At 29.2% G+C, this 23,894-nt stretch carries 24 protein-coding genes; 3 read left to right on the top strand and 21 right to left on the bottom strand.

The features are described 5' to 3' along the window. The 13 genes from BTO18_RS08055 to BTO18_RS07995 form a co-directional block, all read right to left on the bottom strand. Nucleotides 1-474 (bottom strand): glutathione peroxidase, encoded by a 474-nt coding sequence (locus BTO18_RS08055; RefSeq protein WP_105015729.1) that lies wholly within the window; start codon nt 472-474, stop codon nt 1-3. An 11-nt stretch (nt 475-485) separates the two neighbouring features. Then, nucleotides 486-1,169: an SDR family NAD(P)-dependent oxidoreductase gene (locus BTO18_RS08050; protein WP_105015728.1), complete on the bottom strand. Its 684-nt coding sequence runs from the start codon at nt 1,167-1,169 to the stop codon at nt 486-488. A 7-nt stretch (nt 1,170-1,176) separates the two neighbouring features. Then, nucleotides 1,177-1,392, bottom strand: a complete 216-nt coding sequence (locus tag BTO18_RS08045) for a hypothetical protein (protein ID WP_105015727.1) — start codon at nt 1,390-1,392, stop codon at nt 1,177-1,179. Between the two features lie 76 nt (nt 1,393-1,468). Beyond that, the gene (locus BTO18_RS08040) at nt 1,469-1,696 is read right to left on the bottom strand and encodes a hypothetical protein (protein ID WP_105015726.1); all 228 of its coding nucleotides are present in this window, start codon (nt 1,694-1,696) and stop codon (nt 1,469-1,471) included. A 2-nt stretch (nt 1,697-1,698) separates the two neighbouring features. After that, nucleotides 1,699-2,397: a GTP cyclohydrolase I FolE gene (gene folE, locus BTO18_RS08035; protein WP_105015725.1), complete on the bottom strand. Its 699-nt coding sequence runs from the start codon at nt 2,395-2,397 to the stop codon at nt 1,699-1,701. 59 nt (nt 2,398-2,456) lie between these two features. After that, nucleotides 2,457-2,729: a TIGR03643 family protein gene (locus BTO18_RS08030; protein WP_262904427.1), complete on the bottom strand. Its 273-nt coding sequence runs from the start codon at nt 2,727-2,729 to the stop codon at nt 2,457-2,459. An 11-nt stretch (nt 2,730-2,740) separates the two neighbouring features. Then, the gene (locus tag BTO18_RS08025) at nt 2,741-3,175 is read right to left on the bottom strand and encodes a hypothetical protein (RefSeq protein WP_105015723.1); all 435 of its coding nucleotides are present in this window, start codon (nt 3,173-3,175) and stop codon (nt 2,741-2,743) included. 95 nt (nt 3,176-3,270) lie between these two features. Then, nucleotides 3,271-4,758, bottom strand: a complete 1,488-nt coding sequence (locus BTO18_RS08020; RefSeq protein WP_211295588.1) for a cryptochrome/deoxyribodipyrimidine photo-lyase family protein — start codon at nt 4,756-4,758, stop codon at nt 3,271-3,273. Then, nucleotides 4,751-6,235 (bottom strand): cryptochrome/photolyase family protein, encoded by a 1,485-nt coding sequence (locus tag BTO18_RS08015; RefSeq protein ID WP_105015721.1) that lies wholly within the window; start codon nt 6,233-6,235, stop codon nt 4,751-4,753. Before BTO18_RS08015 ends, BTO18_RS08020 begins: the two co-directional genes overlap by 8 nt. Before the next feature lies 1 nt (nt 6,236). Then, the gene (locus BTO18_RS08010) at nt 6,237-7,547 is read right to left on the bottom strand and encodes a DASH family cryptochrome (RefSeq protein WP_105015720.1); all 1,311 of its coding nucleotides are present in this window, start codon (nt 7,545-7,547) and stop codon (nt 6,237-6,239) included. Beyond that, nucleotides 7,517-7,657: a DUF2256 domain-containing protein gene (locus tag BTO18_RS08005; protein ID WP_105015719.1), complete on the bottom strand. Its 141-nt coding sequence runs from the start codon at nt 7,655-7,657 to the stop codon at nt 7,517-7,519. Before BTO18_RS08005 ends, BTO18_RS08010 begins: the two co-directional genes overlap by 31 nt. A gap of 3 nt (nt 7,658-7,660) precedes the next feature. Further along, nucleotides 7,661-9,085, bottom strand: a complete 1,425-nt coding sequence (locus BTO18_RS08000) for an SDR family oxidoreductase (protein WP_105015718.1) — start codon at nt 9,083-9,085, stop codon at nt 7,661-7,663. After that, nucleotides 9,085-9,708: a flavin reductase family protein gene (locus BTO18_RS07995; protein ID WP_105015717.1), complete on the bottom strand. Its 624-nt coding sequence runs from the start codon at nt 9,706-9,708 to the stop codon at nt 9,085-9,087. Before BTO18_RS07995 ends, BTO18_RS08000 begins: the two co-directional genes overlap by 1 nt. A 189-nt stretch (nt 9,709-9,897) precedes the next feature. Here BTO18_RS07995 and BTO18_RS17990 point away from each other — a divergent pair, with 189 nt between their 5' ends. The 3 genes from BTO18_RS17990 (at nt 9,898) to BTO18_RS07985 (ending at nt 11,589) form a co-directional block, all read left to right on the top strand. Beyond that, nucleotides 9,898-10,512, top strand: a complete 615-nt coding sequence (locus BTO18_RS17990) for a DUF4198 domain-containing protein (protein WP_226789109.1) — start codon at nt 9,898-9,900, stop codon at nt 10,510-10,512. A gap of 192 nt (nt 10,513-10,704) precedes the next feature. Further along, nucleotides 10,705-10,899 carry a hypothetical protein gene (locus BTO18_RS17985; protein ID WP_226789110.1) on the top strand — a complete coding sequence of 65 codons (195 nt, stop codon included), beginning with the start codon at nt 10,705-10,707 and terminating at the stop codon, nt 10,897-10,899. Nucleotides 10,900-10,908: 9 nt separating this feature from the next. Then, nucleotides 10,909-11,589 carry a HupE/UreJ family protein gene (locus tag BTO18_RS07985; RefSeq protein WP_105015716.1) on the top strand — a complete coding sequence of 227 codons (681 nt, stop codon included), beginning with the start codon at nt 10,909-10,911 and terminating at the stop codon, nt 11,587-11,589. Here the strand turns inward: BTO18_RS07985 and BTO18_RS07980 are convergent. The 8 genes from BTO18_RS07980 to BTO18_RS07945 all read right to left on the bottom strand — a co-directional run bounded on the left by BTO18_RS07980 (nt 11,586) and on the right by BTO18_RS07945 (nt 23,892). After that, the gene (locus tag BTO18_RS07980; RefSeq protein WP_105015715.1) at nt 11,586-13,247 is read right to left on the bottom strand and encodes a T9SS type A sorting domain-containing protein; all 1,662 of its coding nucleotides are present in this window, start codon (nt 13,245-13,247) and stop codon (nt 11,586-11,588) included. The two genes, BTO18_RS07985 and BTO18_RS07980, sit on opposite strands and share 4 nt — an antisense overlap. 11 nt (nt 13,248-13,258) lie before the next feature. Continuing rightward, the gene (locus tag BTO18_RS07975) at nt 13,259-14,158 is read right to left on the bottom strand and encodes a glycerophosphodiester phosphodiesterase family protein (protein ID WP_105015714.1); all 900 of its coding nucleotides are present in this window, start codon (nt 14,156-14,158) and stop codon (nt 13,259-13,261) included. A 10-nt stretch (nt 14,159-14,168) separates the two neighbouring features. Next, nucleotides 14,169-16,244: a glycoside hydrolase family 2 protein gene (locus BTO18_RS07970; protein WP_105015713.1), complete on the bottom strand. Its 2,076-nt coding sequence runs from the start codon at nt 16,242-16,244 to the stop codon at nt 14,169-14,171. A 41-nt stretch (nt 16,245-16,285) separates the two neighbouring features. Further along, nucleotides 16,286-18,634, bottom strand: a complete 2,349-nt coding sequence (locus BTO18_RS07965) for a glycoside hydrolase family 2 TIM barrel-domain containing protein (protein WP_105015712.1) — start codon at nt 18,632-18,634, stop codon at nt 16,286-16,288. Then, nucleotides 18,635-21,199: a glycoside hydrolase 5 family protein gene (locus tag BTO18_RS07960; protein ID WP_146106895.1), complete on the bottom strand. Its 2,565-nt coding sequence runs from the start codon at nt 21,197-21,199 to the stop codon at nt 18,635-18,637. A gap of 44 nt (nt 21,200-21,243) precedes the next feature. Then, nucleotides 21,244-21,903 carry a T9SS type A sorting domain-containing protein gene (locus BTO18_RS07955; RefSeq protein WP_105015710.1) on the bottom strand — a complete coding sequence of 220 codons (660 nt, stop codon included), beginning with the start codon at nt 21,901-21,903 and terminating at the stop codon, nt 21,244-21,246. A 107-nt stretch (nt 21,904-22,010) separates the two neighbouring features. After that, on the bottom strand, nt 22,011-22,745 hold the full coding sequence (locus BTO18_RS07950; protein ID WP_105015709.1) for a GDSL-type esterase/lipase family protein: 735 nt from the start codon (nt 22,743-22,745) through the stop codon (nt 22,011-22,013). A 7-nt stretch (nt 22,746-22,752) separates the two neighbouring features. Then, nucleotides 22,753-23,892 carry a SusE domain-containing protein gene (locus BTO18_RS07945; protein WP_170063248.1) on the bottom strand — a complete coding sequence of 380 codons (1,140 nt, stop codon included), beginning with the start codon at nt 23,890-23,892 and terminating at the stop codon, nt 22,753-22,755. Nucleotides 23,893-23,894 lie beyond the last annotated feature (2 nt).

Here is a 23,894-nt window from a genome sequence, read left to right as displayed (position 1 = left end):
TTATTTAAGGTGTTTTGTTATTTTTGAACTTGTTGGTTTGGTAATTGAAAAATAATAATCAATTAATTTACCTTCTGGAGAAAGAATATATTTTTGGAAATTCCAGCGAACTTTAGAACTTTTTTTACCATTTAAATCTTTAGAAGTTAGCCAAGAATATAAAGGATGTTGATGTTCTCCTTTCACATCTATTTTCTCTGTTATTAAAAAAGAAACGCCATAGTTTACTTGGCAGAACTCTTGTATTTCATCAGAAGTACCAGGTTCTTGATTTCCAAATTGATTGCAAGGCACTCCAATAATTACTAATTTATCTTTGTAATCTTTATGTAATTTTTCCAAATCTTTATATTGTGGAGTAAAACCACATTTTGAAGCTACGTTTACAAACAAGATATATTTGTGTTCAAAGTCTTTTAAATTGATAGGTTTACCTTGTAAACTATCAATTTTAATATCGTAAATAGATGTCATTTGGTAAAAACTTAAATTTTAAAACTAACTATGCCACAATCTAATTCAAATATTTGACCAGAAATGGAATTTGCTTTTTCAGATATTAGAAAAGTGGCTAAATCTGCAACTTCTGTGGGTTGTAAGTATTTTTTAAGAGGATGACGTTCTGTGATATTTTCTATCATTCTATCATTTCTTAAAAGTTTAGAAGCTAAATCTGTATTTGTTACAGTAGGTGCTATTGCATTTACTCTAATTGTTGGTGCAAGTTCTGCGCCCAGAGATTTAGTTAAACCTTCAACAGCAGATTTTGCAGCAGCAACACTAGCATGAAAAGGCATGCCTAATTTTGAAGCAACTGTACTAAATAATAGGATACTTGGAGAGGTGCCTTTTTTTAAGACTGACAAATATTTTTGTACAGCTTTTACTGCACCTATAACATTAATTTCAAAGTCATTTCTAAAATCATCTAACTTGAGTCTAGAAATTGGTTTTAAATTAATACTTCCAGGACAATAGATAAGTGTATCTATTTCTTCTATATCTGGGAGTTCATCAGAAAGAATATCAATGGAAAAATGAGTTAAATTATTATGAGATTCTTCAGGTTCTGTTCTACTTAAGTTATAGACTTTATTGTTTTCTACTAAACTTTCTGTAATTGCTTTTCCTATTCCTTTACTTCCTCCAATAATTACTATTTTTCTCATAATGCTTTTAAGGTCTTCCTTTCAAGCGTTTTTCAATTTTTTGTTTTACAACTGTTAAACGCTTCATATGATCCATAATATTAGGATCTTTTTCTAATTTATAAACTTCGTTCAATTCTAGTATTAACGCTTTAACTTCTCTTGAGGCTAAAATTCTATCACTAGTGGTTTTGAAAGAAAATTTTCTATTTTCGAATTCAGTGGCTCTTTCTAATAATTCCATTATGTATTTTTGGTGATTTTATCTAATCTTCGAATATAAATATAAAAGTTAGAAAACCAAGAAAAATACAAATTATTTATGCAGCCGTTAATGGTTTTCCTTTCAAACGCTTTTCAATACGCTGCTTAATCACAGTTAAACGTTTCATAATATCCATAATTTTAGTGTCTTTGTTTTGCTTATAAATCTCATTAAGACTTAAAATTAATGACTTTGCTTCTCTAGAAGCTAAAATGCGATCGCTTGTAGTTGGAAATCTCATTTTTCTGTTTTCGAATTCGATTGCTTTTTCTACTAAATCCATAATTAATAATTTAAAGTGTTTTGTAATTCAACTATTTTCTCTTGGGTATTAAATTTTCCTCCAAAATATGATGTAACAGTAGAAGAGGTGTCGTCTTTTATGCCTCTAGAGGATACACATAAGTGTTTTGCATCTATAATAACTGCAACATCTTCTGTATTAAGAATAGCCTTTAATTCGGCTGCGATTTGATTTGTTAATCTTTCTTGAACCTGTGGTCTTTTTGCATAGTATTGTACAATTCTATTTAATTTTGATAAACCAATAACTTTTCCTGAAGAAATGTAAGCTACATGAGCTTTTCCTATAATTGGTACAAAATGATGTTCGCAGTTTGAATAAAAAGTAATATTCTTTTCAACTAACATTTGGTTGTACTGATATTTATTATCAAACAATGCTACTTTTGGTTTATTTGCTGGGTTTAACCCTGAAAAGATTTCTTCAATATACATTTTTGCAACTCTTTTTGGAGTTCCTTTTAATGAATCATCAGTTAAATCTAAACCCATAACATCCATTATTTCTTCAAATAATTCTGCTATTTTCTCTTTTTTTTGTTCATCTGTAAGTTTAAAAGCATCAACTTTCATTGGTGTTTGTAGCCCTGTAAATAAATGGTCGTCTCCAACTTCTTCGAAAGAGAATCCATTTAATTTTTCTGATAGTTCTTTTTCTTTTAATACTACTTCTGTAATCATTTTGTGTCTTTTTTATGTGCTGTCTTTAAGTACTCAAACCTTAAATCAAAGCACGGTTTTTATCTTTTAGTGATTGAGTTATTTGATATTGATTTTTGTCTTGAACATTTAAATCTTCCTTTTTCAAAAGTTCTTAACTTTTCGTGTTTTGTTTTTCTACCTTGAACTCTTTTTCTCCACATTCTGAAACTGCTAGGTTTCATTTCTTTTCGCATCAGATTAATAACTTCTTGTTCTTTTAATCCGAATTGAAATTGTATCGCTTCGAAAGTTGTTCTGTCTTCCCAAGCCATTTCTATAATTCTGTCAATTGCTATGCCATCTAACTTCATTATAAATAGAATTATGTTATAGCATTATAGAAATCGTAGTTCTGTTCATTTTCTATTTTCAAATCTAGAAGTTTGTCGAGAAATTTTTTATTTTCTTTCAACAATTTATTGTTTTTAAATCTCACAAAATTTCCTTGAGCATGAATACTGAATCCACTGGTCTTATAAATATGCATTTGATAAAAAGGAATAGCCCAACTAAAATTTTTATGACCTTTGGTTATGTGTACTAAAATTCCTTTCTCTCTAATTTCAATATTACCATAATTGATGTCTGAAACTGTATTCAAGACTTTTTTAAACCCAACACTAACATCTTCAATAATCATTCTTTTAGAACCAGTTCCTTTTCTTTTTATTGATTCTAAAAACGAAAAAGGCTTACCAATTAAATCATTAATTGTAGCTGTTGCATCTTTATTTTTATGTGTTGTATTAAATATCACAACTCAAAGATAACTAAAAATAAATTATGTTTAACTATATTTAAAAATCATTAAACAAAAATTAACAAAATATTAAGTTTTGCTCAAAAACATCTTTAATCATTAGTTAACAAACTGTTTCTGTTGGTAAGTGTGTGTTTAGTAAGTATTCTTTTATTCTCTTTAATTACGTCGATATCGTTTCGCATTCCCCAAAGGATATCTAATGCCTTTTTACGATTGGTTTTAATATCTACAATAGGTTTAGGGTAATTTTCCCCTAGAATGAAATTATTGAACTGCTGATCTAAAGGTGTCATTAGATATGGTTCGTGAATAAAAGCTTTTGGAAGTTTTGCTAATTCTGGAATCCATTTTTTTATAAAGGATGCATCTTCATCGTGTTCTAAACTATTTTTTACAGGATTATAAACGCGTAAATCATTAATGCCAGTTTCACCAGCCTGCATATTTAATTGTGGAAAGTGAATACCTGGTTCAAAATCTAAAAAAGCTTTAGATAAATGTTTAGAACAGTCTTGCCAAGGTTGCCATAAAATATGTGTAAAAAAAGAAGCTAACATAGAACGCATTCTAAAATTTATGTAGCCAGTTTCTGTTAAGCAACGCATAGAAGCATCAATTAAAGGAAAACCAGTTTTACCTTCTTTCCAAGCTTTTTGATATTCTAAAGAAATACTCTTTTTCAATTTATGAAAACCTTTGTTTAAACTCGCTTCCTCCATTGTGTGCTCCATTTCAAATTTCTGAATAAAATGTGCTTGCCATCGTAATCTAGAAACAAAAGCACCTAAATGCCTTTTATTTTCTTCTGTTTTATAAGTCAAAGCTTGTTGATACATTTGTCTTATTGATACATTTCCCCATGCTATATATGGAGATAATCTACTACAACTTTTTCTAGCCAAACTTGGTTTAGAGATATGATACATATAGTTTTTATGTCTTTTCTGAAAAAAAGTATCTGCATATTTCCAAGCCATTGTAACGCCTCCTTTTTGAAAGTTATGTATATCTGGCGTTGATAAATCTGTACAAATAAAACCTCTTTCTAGCTTCTTAATTTCATCAATAGAAATAAAATGGTCAGCTTTTAATCTGGCTTTCACTTGATCTTGATGCATATAATCTTCCCATTTATCTAACCAATCTAATCGATTTAACAATCCTCTTAAAACACCATTATTGCTATTTTCTTTCCATTCAATGTTGTTATTTCTGCAATATCTTGTAAAATCCTTATCTCTATTATAGGTAATTAATAAACCTGTTTCTTGATGCGAAAAAACAGAACTCACTTTATAATTATTCTGCAATTGATTAAAAGCATTTACAACCTCTGTAGTTACTGACAAAATTTTGGTATTATAGTTTGCTAATTTTTCATTTAAATCAATAATTGATTCTTTAATAAAGTTCCAATGACGTTCATCATAATGAGGATCATTCATCAAAGAATTTTCAAAAACATACGCAAACAACACACGTTTTTTAGATTGTAAAGCATTAAAAATTGCCTCATTATCTTGCAAACGTAAATCGCGTTTAAACCAAACTACATTAATTTCTTCTCTATCAGCCATTATCTAATTCATTAAAAAACAGTTTTGCATTCTCAAAATGGATTTCTTTTTTTTCTTGATTCATTTTATCAAAAGTTCTAATTAACATTCCTAATCTTGGGTTGCTCAAAAAGAAATCTCTGTGCTTATCCATAAACGTCCAGAATAAACCATCCCAAGTTTTTTGCCAGTCACCTTTTTTATAATTACTCATTTTCATAATGTAATTACTACTACTGATGTATGGTTTTGTACTCATTAATCCTCCATCTGCAAACAAACTCATTCCATAAACGTTTGGCACCATAACCCAATCATAAGCATCAATAAATAACTCCATAAACCATTGATATACATCATCTGGATCAAATTCACACAATACCATAAAATTTCCTAAAATCATCAAACGTTCTATATGATGTGCATAAGCAGTATTATTCACTTTTTTGATGACATCATCTATAGGCTGAATTCCTGTAGTGCCATCATAAAATGATTTTGGTATTTTTCTCTTGAATTTCCAAAAATTTTTGGTGCGTTCTTTTGTACCAACAGCTTCATAAACTCCTCTTATAAATTCGCGCCAACCTAAAATTTGACGCACAAAGCCTTCAGTAGAATTTATAGGAACATCATTATTATGTGCAAATTCAATGGCTTTATCAATCACTTCTTTTGGATGCAATAAACCCACATTTATTAAGGGTGATAACAAGCTGTGATTTAGGAAATTTTCTTCTCTAACAATAGCATCTTCATAAATACCAAATTCGTGAAAACGAACCTCAAAAAATTGAGTTAACCAGTTTTCTGCGGATTCAAAATCTATGGGATAAACTATAAAGTCATTTAGTTTTCCATAGTTTTTAGAGAAATTGTTATTTATATATTCTGTTGCTTCTTTGTGGTATTTTGTGGGTTCAGGAAACTGAATTATTGGCGGAGTTTTTCCTTTTGGATATTTTTTTCTATTGTCTGCATCATACGTCCAACTGCCTCCAGCAGGACTTTTCCCATCCATTAAAATGTCCCTTTCTTTTCTTTCACTTTTGTAAAATGAAGTTTGAAAAAATTTCTTTTTGGTGGGTTTAAAAAATGATGCTAAATCTTCTTTTGTGTTGATAAATAAAGGATTGTTATACCAAACAATTTCCAAATCACTTTTTGATTCGTTGATGTGTTTTTTGAGCCAATTGTCTGTTGGATCAATGATGTGAATTTCAGAAATACTATCTTCGACTAAACTTGGTAAAAGTTTACGAATATCACTTAACCCATTTTTAGGATCAATATAGTTTACTTTTTTACCTTTTTTAATTAAAAAGTCTTCATAAGCTTTCATAGTAGCTCTATGAAAAGCTATTTTTTGTTGATGAAATTTATACTGACTAAAAAATAAATACTCTTCAATTAAGATGATGTGATTAACTTTATCTAAAACTTCACTGTTTTTAAATAATTGATGTGGGAAAATGATATGAACAGATTTACTTTTCATTTTAAAACAATGTTTTTGCTAACCAAAGGTTTCTAAATTTATGATTGCTATCATAACGTTCTGCTTGCAGTTGTGTATTAAATTTTCTGTCTCTTGGATCATTACCAACGCCTGCAACATACATCCAATTGCCATAATTACTATGCACATCATAGTCTAACAACAATGATTCAAAATAGGCAGCTCCAATTCTCCAATCTAACAACAATTCTTTTGCAAAATAAGAAGCAACATTTTGTCTTCCTCTATTGCTCATCCAACCAGTTTCTTTGAGTTCAATCATATTTGCGTTTACAAAATCGTCTCTGGTTTCTCCATTAATCCATTTTTGAGTGGTGTTTTTGTCAGATTTCCATTCGTAATCTCTATCTAAAATTCCACCAATTTTAAATATCTTTTCATCATATTTTAAAGAAATATATTTAAAATAATCTCTCCAAATCAACTCAAAAATTACCCAATAGGTAGATTGATTTTTGCCAAATTCTTGCTCATATTTTTTAACTTTATGACAAATGGTTTTGGCTGACAAACTTCCGTTTGCCAACCAGGGGGACAACTTTGTTGAGTAGTCTTTGCCCACTAAACCATTTCTTGTTTTTTTATAGAAGCTTACTTTTTTACTTTCAAAAAGATAATAATTCAATCTTTTTAAAGCTTCAGTTTCACCACCTTTAAAAGGGAAAGCAGTTTTGTGAGAAACTTCGAAATCTTCAAAACCTAAATCTTGTAAACTTGGAGTTTCAGTAGTATTTTCAACTAGGTTTTCTTTCGGTAATTTTGAGATATGTACCTCTTCTAAAATAGCTACATACTTTTCTAGCTTTTTTCTAAAAGCAGTAAACACGTCAGGAATATTGTTAAAGTTTTTAGAAACCGTTTCTGGATGATATAAAAATTGATCATATTCTTCAATAAAACCAATGTTACCATTTAACGTTTTTTTGATGTTATTGTTGGTTTCAATTTCATCTCTTGTCCATTCTTTTTGTGTGTAAATTTTATCAACAAAAAAGGAATCACATAAACTTGTTATTCTATGTTCTGGAGCATCAAAATAGGTAAGGAGAGTAATGTTTAAATCTGCTAAATTTTGTTGTAAATCTTTAATGGTTTCAATTAAAAATTTTGCTCTAAATTTTGCAGTTTTTTGAAATCCGAATTCATCAACTTTAAAATATTTTGGGTCAAAAAAATAGACAGCAATGACTTGCTGATTTTCATCAACTGCTCTTTTTAAAGAACTATTATCGTGAACTCTTAAATTATTTCTGAACCAAACTAGCCCAGTTTGTTTTTGTTGCTGCTGCATTTTTTACTACAATATTTTACGTTTTCCCAATTCTTTTCCCACTTTTTACGCCAAGCAAAAGATCTATTACAAATAGGACACATTTTGGTGGGCAGGTGCTGTTTTTTCAAAATCTATACTTTTGCAATTTTATTAATCATCCCATTAAAAATAAACCAATGAAAAGGCACAACTGCATACCAATACAATCTACCAGCCAAACCAACAGGTCTAAACGTGGCTGTTTGGTATAAAATTCCGTCTTCGATATTAAATTCTAACCAAGCTTCTCCTGGTAAAATCATTTCTGCATAGAGTAGGAGTTTGCCTTTTTCTTTATCCGCATAAATTACTCTCCAAAAATCTAAAGCATCACCTGCATTTAATTCAGTTGGGTGTCTTCTTCCTCTTCGTAAACCTGCTCCACCATAAATTTGATCAATAAAACCTCTTATTTTCCAGAGAAATGTTCCATAATACCAACCAGTTTCGCCACCAATTGCCCAAATTTTATCTAAAGTTTTTTTTCTGTCTTTTACTTTACGTTTTTTATAATCTTTAAAACATCCATATTCTGGAACATTGATAAACTCACCCACATAATTTTTCAATTTTCCACTACTTACATAAGAATCTTTCCAACTAGAAACAATACTATTTTGTTGAATTTTCTTAAAAGCCAATTCTACTGCTTCTTTGTATGTCATTGGATTTACTTCCAATATTTGATTGATGTTGCTTTTATTTCCAATTACTTCAACTCCCATAGAATTTACCAAAGAACTTGCTAATTTGTAAGACGTTGAGGTTACAAAATACAACCAATAAGAAGAGAGTTTTGGTGTCATTACAGGCACAGTTAAAATCCATCTTTTTAGCTTTCTAACTTCTGCAAATTGCAATAACATTGTTTTGTAGGTCATTACTTCAGGACCAAAAATATCATAAGAAGTATTGTATAATTCCTCTTTCCCTAAAGCTTTGTGTAAAAATGATAAAACATCTCTAATAGATAATGGTTGTGTTTTCGTATTTAACCATTTTGGAGCAATCATTGCTGGTAGTTTTTCTACTAAATCTCGTATAATTTCAAAGGATGAACTTCCAGAACCTACGATAATTCCTGCTTTGAAAGTGGTTAATGCATAATTGCCAGAACTTAATGTATTTTCAACATTTTTTCTTGATAATAAATGTTTAGAGAGTTTTGTGTCGTTTGTAATTCCACTCAAATAAATTACTTGTTTTAAAGAAGTCGTTTCTGCATAACGTTTAAAATTAAATGCACACTTTTCTTCTAAAACGTGGAATTCTTTTGCAGAATTAGACATTGAGTGAATTAAGTAATAGGCAGCATCTACGTCTGTAGGTAGTGCTTGAAGTGAATGCCCATTTAAAAAATCTGCCTCAATTAATTCTATGTTCTTTTGATCTTTGTAATAGTTTTCGGCTCTTTTTTTATCTCTTACAGGACATACGATTTTATGACCATCATTTAATAATAATGGAATTAAACGTTTGCCAATATAACCAGTTGCGCCTGTAACTAGAATTTTCATTATTGTATTTTTTTAGGTCTTTGGTAGCTCAATTGCTTTTTAAATTTAGGAATGGCATAGGTGTCTAAACCATTAATAGTGGCCACATTTCCTTTGGATAAATTGATTAAGCCATCTTCTTGCAATAACTCATCTTTTACGTACAATTCTTGAATTTGGGCAACAATTAATAGTACATCATTTGAGGGTACATAAATTTCTTCTATAAATTTCATTGCCATTTGCACAGGAGCATTTTTTACAAAAGGTGCTTTAAAATCTCCTTTAAATTCAGGCTCTAAAGAAGTCATATCAAATTCAGAAACATCATCAGGATATTTTGCAGAGGTATGATGTGCATCCTCAAATATGTCTTCCCAAATATGGTTGATGGTAAAAAAACCAGTATCCTTTAAATTTTTGTGCGTGTTTCTAGGCACAGTTGTAGGTCTTAAAATAAAACCTAATGTTGGCGGATTTGATCCTAAATGTGTAACAGAACTAAAAACAGCTACATTGGTTTTTCCATTTATTGAAATTGAACCTAATAAGTTTGCTGATTTAAAGCCAGAACAACTGTTTATTAAGTTAATTCTGTAAATTTTATGTAGGTTATTAATGTCTTGGTTATTGAAAAATTGCATTTCATTTATTTTGTGAATCTAAACAAAGATACAAATTGTTTAATTTATTGTAAATTAAGTTAAACAAAACTTATGTTAAATATCCATTTTCTGGTGTTAATTCAGTAATTTTAGTTGATTCGTTTTTGAACTAGTTTAATTTTATGAGTTATTTTTGTGTCAGTTATACATCAAAAATTTTATCAAAAAATGAGAAAAAAAATATTTGCAGCATTATGTATTTTAATTTTCTGTAGTCACGATATGTATCTAAAATTAGATACTTTTTTTCTGCAACCAAATACGGAAAGTACAATCCAATTATTTAATGGCACTTTTAATAAAAGCGAAAATGTAATTGACAGAGATAGAATGCTAGATGCTAGTTTGGTTGGTGATGGAAATAGGATAAAAGTTGAAGACAAACAATGGACAGAGAAAGACAGTACAACCATTTTAAATTTCAATTCAGGTAAAGCAGGTACTTGGGTTGCAGGCGTTTCTACAAAACCTAGAAATTTTACAATGACTGCAGAAAAATTTAATAATTATCTAAAACACGATGGTATAAAAGACGCTCTTTTACAAAGAGAACAAAATGGAACTTTAAATGATGAAGCTGTAGAAAAATATTCGAAACATGTGAAAGCTATTTTTCAAGTCGGGAATGAAAAAACCAAAGACTGGAATACTCTTTTTGGTTATCCTATTGAGTTTATTCCACTTGAAAATCCTTATGAAAAATACACAGGAGATATTTTACAAGTAAAGTTATTAAGAGATGGCAAGCCTTTGCAAAATCAGTTGGTGTATGCAAATTATTAATCATCAGAAAAAGGACATTCTCACAATGATGCAAAAAATGACACTCATAGTCATAATGGAGAAACTCATTCTCATCCTTCAACTGATGAAAATCATACACATACAGAAGGTCAAGAATTAAGAACAAATGAAGAAGGAATTGTTTCTGTAAATTTAAATAATGATGGAATTTGGTATGTAAGAACCATACATTTGGTAAATTCTAATGAAGAGGGTTTAACCCACGAATCTAACTGGGCAACTTTAACTTTTGAAGTTACTCACAAACATAGTGCTGAAACTCATACTCACGAAAATAAGGAAGAAGGCATATCTATGTATCTTTTTATTCTAGGAAGTATTTTAATTATTGGGATTTTGTTCTTTATTTTTAATCGAAAAAAATAATTTAGGTTGATGAAATTTAATCTTAAAAGAATTGTTTCAATTGTAATTTTATTTATGCCTTTTTTTGCATTTGCACATGGAGTAAGTTCATCAGATCAAGCCATTTTAAATAATGGAGGCTTGTGGTCTTATATTTATGTTGGTGCAAAACATATGCTTACAGGTTACGATCATTTGCTGTTTTTAGCAGGTGTTGTTTTTTTCTTAAAAGGATTTAAAGATATCATAAAATTCATTACCGTTTTTACAATTGCACATTGTATTACCTTAACAGGAGCAACGTATTTAGCTATTAATGCAAATGAACATTTGGTAGATGCCATTATTGCATTAAGTGTTTTTTACAAAGGATTTGAAAATTTAGGTGGTTTCGAAAAACTAAAAGTAAAAGCACCCAATTTGTTGTTGATGGTATTTCTATTTGGACTAATTCATGGTTTTGGGTTATCCACACGTTTACAATCTTTTGAAATAGGTTCAGATTATTTTTTGATGAAGATTTTAAGTTTTAATTTGGGTGTAGAAATTGGTCAGATTTTAGCATTAATTCCCATCGTTTTTTTAATTACAAAATGGCAGAAAAAAGAAAGTTATCCTGCATTTTATAAAGCTACAAATACGTATCTAATCATCATTGGAATTGCGTTGTTTGTTTATCAACTTTATGGATATTTTAATAGCCATCATTAGTTTTTAATGAACTTTTTATTGAGATGATTGTTAACCTTTAAAAAATAAACACCTTTTTTTAGATTTGTTAGATCTAAACTCCATTGCATTTTATTCGGTTGTAATAGTTTTATCAAACTTCCTTTCACATCATAAATTTTGATTGATTCTATATTATTTATTCTAGATTTTAGAAATAATACATTCTTTACAGGATTTGGGTAAATAATGAAATGATTTTTACTCTCATTTTCTGAAACAGACAAAGTATTTTTATCAATAAAAGCATTCATTGCTTCAGAAGGACTTCCATCTGCATCCCAAGCACCTTTGCCATAAGAAGTAAATGGACTTCTAGCAATAGGTTCCCAGTAAAAAACACCTAAACCATCAGCTTGTTTGGTTTTTTCAATCATATAAGTAATATATTGATAAGTAATGTCTTGCCTACTGTAAGAAAAACCGATTTCTACCATCATAACCTCTTTGTTGTAACGAGACTTTAGGTCAATCATATTATCATAAGTATCATCTACATAAGACTTCCAATTATTTTCATCAGGATATAAAGACATTCCAATAATATCAAATTTATTGATTTGAAAACCATTGTTTTGTAAACCGTCAATATTCCATCTAAATAGTGCATTATCATTTCCACTAGCAATATGCAAAATCGTTTTGATGTTACTATTAAATGTTTTTACTGCATTTGCACCAGCGTTTAAAAATTTGGCATAATTGGCAAACCCTCCAGTTGAAGCTTTTCCAGTTGTCCACAACATACCATTATTCGTTTCATTACCAATTTGAACCCATTTTGGCGTAATTCCTTTAGCTTTCAAAGCATTTAAAATGTCTGTTGTATGGTTTGCAACTGCAGTTTCTAATTGAGAAACTGAATAATTGGACCAAGCAGCAGGTTTGGTTTGTTTTCCTGGGTCTGCCCACCAATCACTATAATGAATTGTAATCATTATATCTTGATTATTGACGTTTGCCTTTTCTGCTTTTACTACTAAATCATCAATATCACACCAACCATTGGCACCAGAATTATCTGGATTTACCCAAACTCTTAACCTTACAGCATCTAGATCGTATTCTTTTAAAAGAGGTAATAATTCTTTGGTATTTCCATCATTATCTTTCCATGTAAATCCATCAGATTCCATTTCAGTCATCCAACTGATATCTGCTCCTTTAGCAATTTTTTTGGTATTAAAATTATACCCATTAGTATCTTGTAAGTCTAGTTTTGGCGAATTCCAATAACCAGCCCAGGCATTTGCTGTCCAACCACCACTTGCATATAAAATTGCTTTTACTTGATAATAATGTCCATTTGGTAAATCTGCGGATAATTTATGAATACTACCCACAAAAAACGATGCAGATTTTTGTATATCTGTACCCGCTTGTTGATTATTTAATGTAACACCGTTTACATAACTCACATATTGGTCATTACTATCTAAAACTTCTAATCCTATAAAAATATGATTACCCGTAGATCCTGCTTCACTTGTATATTTGAAATTTACAGTTAAATCTGCACCTAAAAGCGGACTTACTTCAAGTGGATTATCACTAAATCCTATAATTTCTATAGATTGTGATTTACAAACTGCTATTGTAAATATGAATAATATAGTGATGAGTTTATTTTTTGAAATCATTTTATCTTTTTTTAATCGTGTAAATTTTTACTTTTTAAATAATCCAATACTTTTTTTGGATGATCAGTCTGAATAATTGTAGGTTTTAGTGCAATAATTTGATCTACTTTTTTTGTGTTATTTTGAATAAATTCCTCATCTGGCTTCCAAAGAATATTCATAAATGTTAGAATACCATTATTTTTTGCCCAAGTCATATTTTCTGATGAAAAAGATTTTTCATTAAGATGTTGCAATTTTGATGTGACATTTTTTAGATAATACTCCATTTCTATTTTATTTGAAACCTCTGGTAAAACTGCATAAGTTGAGTCTATATTTAAGATTTTCTCTATTTTTCTTTTGTCCCAGATATATGAGAAAACTTCATTTTGCATTTTATTGATTTTTAATTGTTGATATAATTTGGCTACATCAACTCGTTTAATATCTAGGTTTAAAATAATTTTTCCTTTCGCTATTGATAAAACTTCATTTAAAGTAGGTATTTTATGAGTTGTTATTTCTCCATCTTTTATCAGAAATAATTGTTGCAGTTCAGCAAAAGTAAAATCACTAATCCAACCTTTTCCATTGGTTGTTCTATCAATAGAATTATCGTGCATTAAAACTAAAATTCCATCTTTTGTAGTGTTTACATCTATTTCTACAACATCTATTTTTGCATCTATGGCTTGTTGAACAGATGCTAAAGAGTTTTCTGGAACAAATTTATGATAAGCTCTATGTGCACAAACTAAAATTTGATTTTTTGCACGTTCTCTAATCTTATCAACAACATAAATACTTTCTATTGCTTCTGGAATTTGACTTGTAGCTTCTCCTTTTTTTTCACAAGAAATAAAAAACAGTGTAAGACTAATGAAGTAAATTTTTCTTTTAGAAGATGAGATATATTTTCTACTTATCATATTTTAATTTCTATAAACCATTCTTTATAAAATTCCATTCACAACTATCCGTAAACTTTTTTTCTTCAGATAAACCAATTACATCAATTTTATTTTTTCCTTTTTGTAATTTTATCTCATTCCATTGTAAAATAAACCTATCTGATTTTCTTTCTTTTATCCCTTTACTAATACCATTTACAAACAATTCCACTTTTTTTAAATTAGAATAAACTTTAACAAAAGTGATTTCTTTTTCTCTTTTTATCAACCTTTTATTTGTAATATGTAACACAGGTTTTTTAGACCAATTTGCCTTGTAAAAATAAAAAGCATCTTTTTTAGTTTTTCTATTATGTGTTACCAAACCTTTATGGTTGATGAAATTTCTGTCTCCTCTTTCTACTGTTGTCCAACTAAAATCGAACATATTCCAAATGTATTTACACCAAATATCGTCTCTGTCTTTCATATCATTCCAAGCATTTTCATGATAATGGGTTTGGTATTGTTCTGGGAAAAACTTACCACTTATAGGTTCTGGTCTTTCAAAATCTTCTTTTTGTTGAGAGATACTTCCTCCTGCACCAAACTCGGCAATTCCAATTTTTATTTCAGGAAATTTTTTATGAATTCTATTAGTTTTTTTACTGTAACCATCTTTTAGACCTTCTCCATACCAACCATAATACATATTCCACGCTTGTATATCAGTAACAGTATGCGTTTCATTTGCATCTACGTTATCTACAAAAACAGAATATCTTGTATTGTCTAGAGATTTTGTGAAATCGTGCAATATTTTTAAATCTTTTTTCGGGATCCTTATTTCATTACCTAAACCCCAACAATAAATTGCAGTTTGATTAAAGTTCTGCTTAATCATTTCTTCAATTTGAAGTTTGCAGTTTTCTAAATATTTAGGATTATTTTTAATATAAGGAGGTGTATTTGGTATTTCTGCCCAAACCATAATTCCGCTTTTGCTAAATAAATCGTAAAATTCTTCAGCTTGTTGGTAATGTGACAAACGAACACTAGAAACACCCAATTCTTTTATCAATTCAAAATCTTGTTGATGTTGTTCTGATGATAATGCAGAACCAAAACCTTCTATTTCCTGATGCCTATTTACACCATAAAGTGGATATGATTTGTTATTTAAAAAGAACCCTTTTCTTGCTGTAACTTCAAATGAACGTAAACCCATTGTATGATTTATTTCATCAATTTTACTATTATTTTCTAACAAAGTGACTTTAAATATATATTGATAAGGGTCAATTGTTCCTTGCCATAAATGTGGTTTATTTACTGTCAATCTCTTTTTAACCAATTGGTTTTCAGAATTTTTTTTAAAGTTAAAATTCTCACTTTCTTGTAGAGCTACATTTCCTTCTTTATCTTGAATTGTAAAAACTATTTTTTTTGATTTTGATGTATTTTTTGATGAAACTAAAACAGCAACATCTAAAACTGCTTTATTTTTTGTAACAGATGTTTGCGAAATATAAACCCCACTTGAAGCAAAATCTAAAGGAGAAATACATGTTTGTTTTGTTGTAAAATAAGTTACAGGTCTGTAAATTCCGCCAAAAACAGGAAACAAAGTTTCTGCTGAAGGTGCCATATTTCTAGACGGAATATTATTTACTTTTACACCAATTTCATTTGCTTCGTCTTTCTTTAAAAAGTCTGTAATTTCAAAACAAAATGCGCTATAACCACCTAAATGTTCACCAACAAATTCGCCATTTATATACACTTCGCTTTTAAGAGAAACGCCTTCAAAACGAATAAAATGTCTTACGTTTTCATTAATTTCCTGTGCTTCTAATTTGTGCATATACGTGCCAACTCCATGATAAGAATTTACGCCGTCTGTTAAAACGTCTTTGGCATTCCAAGTGTGTGGAATTTTTACATTTTTCCAAATAGAGCCTTCTCCGTTTTTTAAGTTTGTGCCATACTTCCAGTAATCGCTTTTAGAAAATTTCCAATCTGTTAATACTTTTGTATTTCGTTCTTTTAAAAACTCTTGTGCATTTGCAACATATAAAGTTGTGAATGATAAAATTAATAAAGCAACTAAATTTTTTATTTTCATTTTAAATAATTCTTTTTTGAGTGATAAAAATGAGCTCTTTTTTATTCTATTCTGATAGTAGTTTCAGTTGTAAAATTTTGAGAAGTTGCAGTGATTTTTACATCTCCAGAATTTTCTCCAATCTTTACTAAAATGCTTGCAATACCTGCTTCTGCATTTGTATCATTCTCTCCAATTAAAACTGCGTCGCCTTCTATTTTAAAATTTACAGATGCATTTGATGATGAAACCAACGTACCATTTTTATCTAAAATTTTAGCATACACAAATAATATATCGTTAGTATTCACTTTTGGAACAATTTCAGAATCATCAATAACCAATTCAATTTTTGAAGCAATTTCTGGAGTTTTTACATCGGCTTTTACCACCATTTTATTCTTTATATAACCTTTAGCCTCTAATTGTCCTTTTTCAAATTTTTCTAACCTAAATGTAAATGGTGGATGTTTTAAGTTTGAAGATATTCTATTTTTGTCTGGTTTTTGTCTGCCTAAAGATTTATCATTTAAAAACAACTCAACTTCATCACAATTACTAAAAATACGAACATTTAAAGGGCTATCTTTTTTCCATTGATTTGCAATATAAATCATTGGTTTTCCATTTGGATTATCTGCATCTCTTTGACTTTGATAGAAATAATAAGAAGGTTTAGGAATTCGAAATAAATCCATAATTCCAGATGCTTCTATATCATCTGCATACCCTCTATTATAATCAAACATAACCCAATAACCATCTGCAAAAGCTGGTGTATTTAAATTGTCATTATGGGCTTCTTGAATATTTATAGCTTGTTGTAGCAGTCCTTTTTCACCTGCAGAGCGTAATTGCCTACTTGAACGCTCTTGCTGCAATAAACCACCCCAAGTGTCCTGATTAAGACCCGCATTCATTGCATAATATTCCCAGTCTCCATATTCAGAAACATTGTAAGGCTTTTTAATTTTTGCATCATAATGTTTTAGTCTATGTTGTCTTGCTTGCAAATAAATATCATATCCATAAGATTGCCAACCAGCAGTAAAACATTGATTTGTTGGATATTCTTTTTTAGCAATTGTAGTTAAAGAGTCTATAAATATTTCTGGCATCCAAGATTCGTTTAAAGAAACCTCCCAAGCCAAAACAGAAGCATGATTTCTATCTCTTCTAATTAAATCTTTTGCTGTTTGAAAAACGTGTTTTTGAAAATTTTTATCTTCAGAAAAATATTGCCACCCTAAAATTGCATCAATAGTAATTAATCCTAACTCATCACATGCTTTCATAAAAGCAGTACTTTGTGGATAATGTGACAGACGAACATAATCAAAACCAGCATCTTTAATTTTTTTTGCATCTCTATAATTTGCATTATCAGATAAAGCATACCCAACAAAAGGATATTCTTGATGACGATTTACACCTCTTAAAAAGGTCTTTTTCCCATTCAAATAGAAGTCTTGACCTTTAAATTCCATTGTTTTGATACCAATTGTTGTTTTTTCAACATCAACAACAATATCGTCTTCAATAATTTCTGTTTTTAAAGTATATAAGTTTGGATAATCTGGAGACCAAAGTTTTGGATATTCTACATCAATTTTTTGAGTTATTTCTTTATCAATATTGGCATCTAAACTTATTTTTTTACTGTTGATGCTTTTAATGATGCTATCATTCGAAATTAAAGACTGTTTTACGTAAAAAGTTTTGGACGTACCATTTTCATTCCTAATATGAGTTTGAATATTGATGGTTGCTTTTTTGTTTGAAACATCACTGTATTTTACAAAAACGCCACCACTTGCAGTCTTGTTTTCTAAAATAGGGTCTGTAATATACAATGGGGTTTTAGCAACTAACCAAATATTTCTATAAATACCTCCATAAGTGTTAAAATCTAATTTTTCTAATGGTTTTGGACCTGTTATTGGGTTATCTTTATTATTTAATTTTACTGCAATTATATTTTCTTTATCAAATTTGGCAACATCAGAAAAGTCGATAACAAAAGGTAAATATCCTCCTTGATGTTTGATTAATTTTTTACCATTTACCCAAACTTCTGCAATATTCATTGCGCCCTCAAAATGCAAAAACAGTTTTTTTTCTTTGTTTGAAATTGGTAGCGAAAATTCTTTTTTATACCAACTAATTCCTTGCCATTGACTATTTACAATTTTAGGTTCTATGTTTGTTGTATGTGGTAAATTAACTTTTTCCCAAGATTTAAAACTCTCTTCATTAATAAAATTCTCATCAGAAATAGTTTTATTTTCTGCTTTTATAAAATACCAATCTGAATTAAATTTTTCTTTACTTGTGTTAAAAACCTCTTTTTTAGCACACCCATTCACAAATAGAAAAATTGCTATAAAAAATATATAATTAATTATCCTCATTTATTTTAAAAGTATTTTATAGATGGATACTTGTTGTGGTTTGGTGTAATTTTCTTTTTTGATTTCAGGACCAATAGAAATTTGTATTGCTTCAATATTTTTAGCATTAAAACTTGAATTTTCTGATGATTTTAAAAAATAAGATTGAAAAGGTGGAAAAGGCCTTGGCAACAAAACTTGCGAAACTTGTTGTAATTGTTCAAAAGGAATATTAATATCTTCCATTTCTGAAGGCAACTCAATTACTTTTCCAAAAACTTGCCCATTTTTTAACTGTACTGCAATTTGAACTTTCTGATTATTTTTATTTTCAGATGAAGCAGTTACAACTATTGATTGTGTTTTTGTTAAATTATTTTGCTCTCTTTTCACTACATCTTTTAGCAAAACTTTAAAAGTTAAGTCAGGGTTTTTAGCGTTTAAATTATCAGCATAAACACTTAAATAATTTTTTGAAGCTATTTTATGTGTAACTTTTTCAATGTTGTACTTGATAGCATTCCATTGTCTTGGCCACAGAAAGTTTTTAGAAGTATCTTTTATAGCATCGTATAAAACAATTATTGGTTCTTTTTCTACAATTTTTGTGGTGTATTTTGTGTTGCTTACAAAATCCCAATTTGCTGGATTTCCTGAAACATTTTCTGGAAACGTAATTTGCTTTTTATCAGTAGTTATAACAATGTAATAATTAAAAGATTCGTTATAAATTTTAGTTTTCGGAATTGTAACTATATAACTAAAATTACTCCTTTTAGTCATTTTGTAATTATCCGTTTTTTGATAACCAGTATTTAAAACAACTTCAACTTTATTGATTTTATTTGGACCTACAATTTTTGCTTCTATTGTTAAATTATCTCCTTTTTCAATTTCTTTTTTAGGTTGATGAACTACGTAGGTTTGATTAATTTTTTGATGATTTGTAGCAAATTCATTCAATCTTATATTTCCAAATTTTTGATTTAGTTTAAAATCATCAGCTAATTTATTCAAAGAAATAATATACGTACCAGGTTGTATTATAACACTTCTATCTTCTGCTTGATTCTCAAAAGAATTATCAGTATTAATCCCTTTAATAAAATAACGATTTCCTAAATTTTTTAAATCAATTTTAATCTTGTTCTTATTTTCTTGTAAAACTGCAACTGTTTTTTTTAGACTCGCTTTTTCATAAGGATCTTTTACCCAAAGTACATCAGGTAAAACTTCCAATCTCCAAATACCCTTTTCTATTTTATCTAAAAAATAAGCTCCATTTCCAGCATAGTTTATAATTTCTGAATTGCCAACCCCAGCAATATGCTTTAATTTTTTACTATTTCTTGGAGTTTCTTTTGTAGTATTTGTATAGAAAAATTTTGTATCAGAATTGTAAATTGCTACTTCATTTTCATAGTTTAATTTTGTATTTAAAAATGTATTATTTTTCGGAAATCTACCAAAACTTTTTCCATTAGGAGTTTCACGAAAAATTTCTCCTGCAATTTTAATAGAAATCGCTTTAGAAGGTGTATACGCCAAATTTAAATAATGAGTTTGATATTCTGTATTCGCAAATGCCAAATCTATAGGTTCATAAGCAAACTGGGTTGCAAACTGAAATTTTGCTTCTCTAAAACTTCTAGCCATTGCTGGAAAAATGACTGATGAATTGGTGTCTCCAGCATCAAACTCATAAATAATTCTAGTTTTATTTTGGAATGCTTTTTTCTCTTGAAATGGGATCTGATATTGATCTACATTTGGTAAAAAATTACTTTTCAACAAACTGTTATGTACTAAACCTGTTGGATACCATTGAAAGGTACAACCTTGAATATCAGCTTTTAAGTAATCATCAATAAATGCTGAACGTTCTGAAACGTTGTAAAAAATTGGGTTTTTAAAGCCAGCTTTTCGAATTACATTAACCATTTTATTAATGTAAGTAGTTGCAACTTTTCCATTGGTATGTTGAGGTTCATTATTAATTTCAAGCGCAATAATAGCTGGGTCATTTTTGTAAGTAATGCCTGTATATGTATTTACGTGGTTCAATAATTGCGTAAAATAACGTTCTTGTTTTTCTAAAACAGTATCTCCAGAATACGTTTGCCATTTTCCTAATTTTGAGCTAAAACCTTCTACATCAAAATCTTTTTCTGGATACCCATTACCACCAACTTTAAAAGGAGTAACAATAGTTTTAATACCCCTTTTCTTTAATTCAGCTAAAGTATAATCTAACAAATCTAACTGCGGTGTTTTTATCAGATTCCCTAAACTATCTGTGATTTCCATATCCCAAATATGAACTCTATAAGCATCTAAACCCAATCTTGTAATATGATAAATGTCTTTGTCAATAGCTTCTTTATGGTTTTTATTAACATAATTTATCGCCCTAAAACCGTGTGCAAAAGGCAAGGTGTAATTTACACCAAACAAACGAATTTCTTTGTCGTTTTTAACGTATCTAAAAATCCCATTATCATCTACATAAGTAGATTTTTGTCCTAAAAAAAAACTAGATTTAAGCAAAAAGATGAAAAAGAAAAAACACTTTACAAAGACTTTCATTGGTTTTTAAATGTTTTAAATGGATACAACTAAATTAGAGAATATTATTCTTTTATAAATTTTATGTTTTTAGAACTGTTATCTAATTGAACTGTTAAAATGTAGATGCCAGAATTTAGACTAGAAACATCAATTTTATTATCATTTAAAGTTGAGGTTAAAATCTCTTTACCTAAAACATTTGTAATTTTAAATTTTAAAATATCTACATTGTCAATGCCTTTTAATTGGATAAAATCTTTTGCAGGATTTGGATAAAATTTTAAATCGTTTAAAAAAGTATCATTTATACTTGCTGTAGAAGCTGTCATATTAATTTGAGTTGCAGGATATTGACCTGCTAACCAGGTGCTTTGATCTGGTGTTTGTTTTAACTCGATATTGATTTTATAATTTAAGTTTCCAGTTAAATCTGTTGAAGGAGAAGTTCCATCAGGAATTGTTAAATCAAAAGAACCTGTAACATCTGTTCCTGCAACAGCATTTGCCAATTCTACACCCACAACTTCTGCTGTCCAAGTCCAATCGTCTAACAAATTTATAGCACAATAAATGTAACCATCTGCAGCAATTGTATATTTATAATCTACTTTAATAGTACTTCCAACTTCTGCTGTTGTTAATTCTGCTGATGTAAATTCAATGCTTTGTGCATTGATAAAAGTTGAGATGCAAAAAGCGATAAAAAGTAATTTTGTTTTCATAATTTATGATTTTTATTAATTTATTGTTTCTATTTTTTGAAAAAGAGAGTCCCCATAAAAAGGTTTCTCTCTTTTTGTTCACTAATTCAAAAGAGATGTAGTTTTTTCTAAATGATGTTTTTAATTATTTCTGACCAAACTGCATAACCTTTTTCATTTAGATGCACACCATCTGTAGAAAAATTCATATTCATTTTTCCATTTAACAACACAAATCGTTGATACAGATTTATAAATGTGTAAGATTTTTCAAATGATGAATTTTCTAATGCAGCATTCAAATCTTTAATTTTTGGAATTAAGTTTTCTGTAGTTGTGGGTAAAACTGTTTGTACAAAAATTTTGGTATTTGGACTTTTTGTGTTGATTTCATCAATAATCTTTAAAATGTTTTCGTGTATTTTTTCAACAGTATCAGGATTGTGAAATAGGTCATTTATCCCTATTAAAAGAAATGTTTTTTCTGGCTTATAAAAAGTTATTTCATTTAATCTAGCTAAAATTCCTTCTGTTGTATCGCCTGCAATTCCTCTGTTTTTTGCTTTGGGATTGTTTATTTTTTCTGCCCAGTTTTCTCCTTGTTCAGTGATGCTATTTCCTATAAAAACGATATCACCTATCTCTAGAGGATTTGCTTTAAATTCTGCAATTCGTTTTGGATAATGTGTTTTTGTCCAATCAGAATGAGATGCAATTACCAAATCACTTGATGGATATAGATTATTTGGAATATCAATAATTGCTTCTTCTATACTAATAGTTTCTTTGTTTACTTGACTACAAGAGCTAAAAGATAAAATCAGTAAAAAAAATAAAGACTTTCCTATGCTATATTTTTTCATTTTCAAATTAGTTTAGAGTGATGGTTTTATCAACTGCATTTATTGTCATTGTGTATGTGCCAGCTGTACCTATAAAATTGAAGTTACCATCTCCACTTCCATCATTCTCAAAATTTGAATCTATGGTAAACCCTTCATCTTCATAATAGGTCATACTATTATTGGTATCCCAAGTGCCAAAAGTTTGAAAAAGTCTAAAAATATCATTTGATAAAGTGATAGATGCTGACCAAATATTTGGCGTGTTTTCTATAAATTCTACTGTATCAGAATTAAAACCCCAACCTCCAGGAACTGCACCACCAACTGCCCAAAGTGAGCCAGATTCTTTTAAATCTATTGTTTTTGTGTTTTTGTCAATGGTAATTGTATAAATTCCAGGTGTACCAGTAAAACTAAAGTTATCTCCTGCAGGCGCATTTTCTAATCTACTATCTATGGTATAACCATCATTTTCGTAAAATGCATAATCTTGACCTGACTGCCAATCACCAACAGTTGTAAAAAATCTAAAATGTCCATTACCTAGTCTGGCTTTTACTGTTAAAACATCAGATTCACAAGTGGCTTCAAGTCCTGGGAAATTCCAACCAATATCAGTAATTCCTGCTCCTAAAACATATAAAGATTCACACTGCCCATTATCAATAATTTTTTCTATTATTTTAATGTTTATTGGAGCTATTTCTGATACAATTTCTTCAGTTCCAGCACCTCCATTACCAATCGTTGCTTTTACTCTAAAATAGACAATACCAGTATTATTTGCATCACCATTTGCATCAGTAGTTGTTGGGTCATCATCTAAATTTAATTCTTGAGCCAAACTCATTAATTGTTCCACTAAAACAATATGATTGGTATTTGAAGTATTTCCGATAGTTGTAATAGTAAGAAAATCTGAAAATGCTGATGCTTCTAATTCGTAAGTGCTTGTAGTTATTGGAGTAGGTTTGTTCCAAATAAAACGATCTGCAATGTTTTCTTTGGTTTCTTCTGATAAAAGATATTCAGCAGCAAAACTATTTTGAAAAGCAATTTCGCTTGAACTTAAATCTGCAATAAAAATTTCTGTTTCTTGTTCAGAACAAGAAAGAAAGAAGTAACTACTTATCAAAACAACGATTAATAATTTTATGTTCTTCATTC

The sequence above is a fragment of the Polaribacter porphyrae genome, assembly GCF_002954685.1.
GTDB lineage: Bacteria > Bacteroidota > Bacteroidia > Flavobacteriales > Flavobacteriaceae > Polaribacter > Polaribacter porphyrae.
Note: the sequence above shows the minus strand (reverse complement) of the source record. Positions and strands in the feature narration are given on the sequence as shown.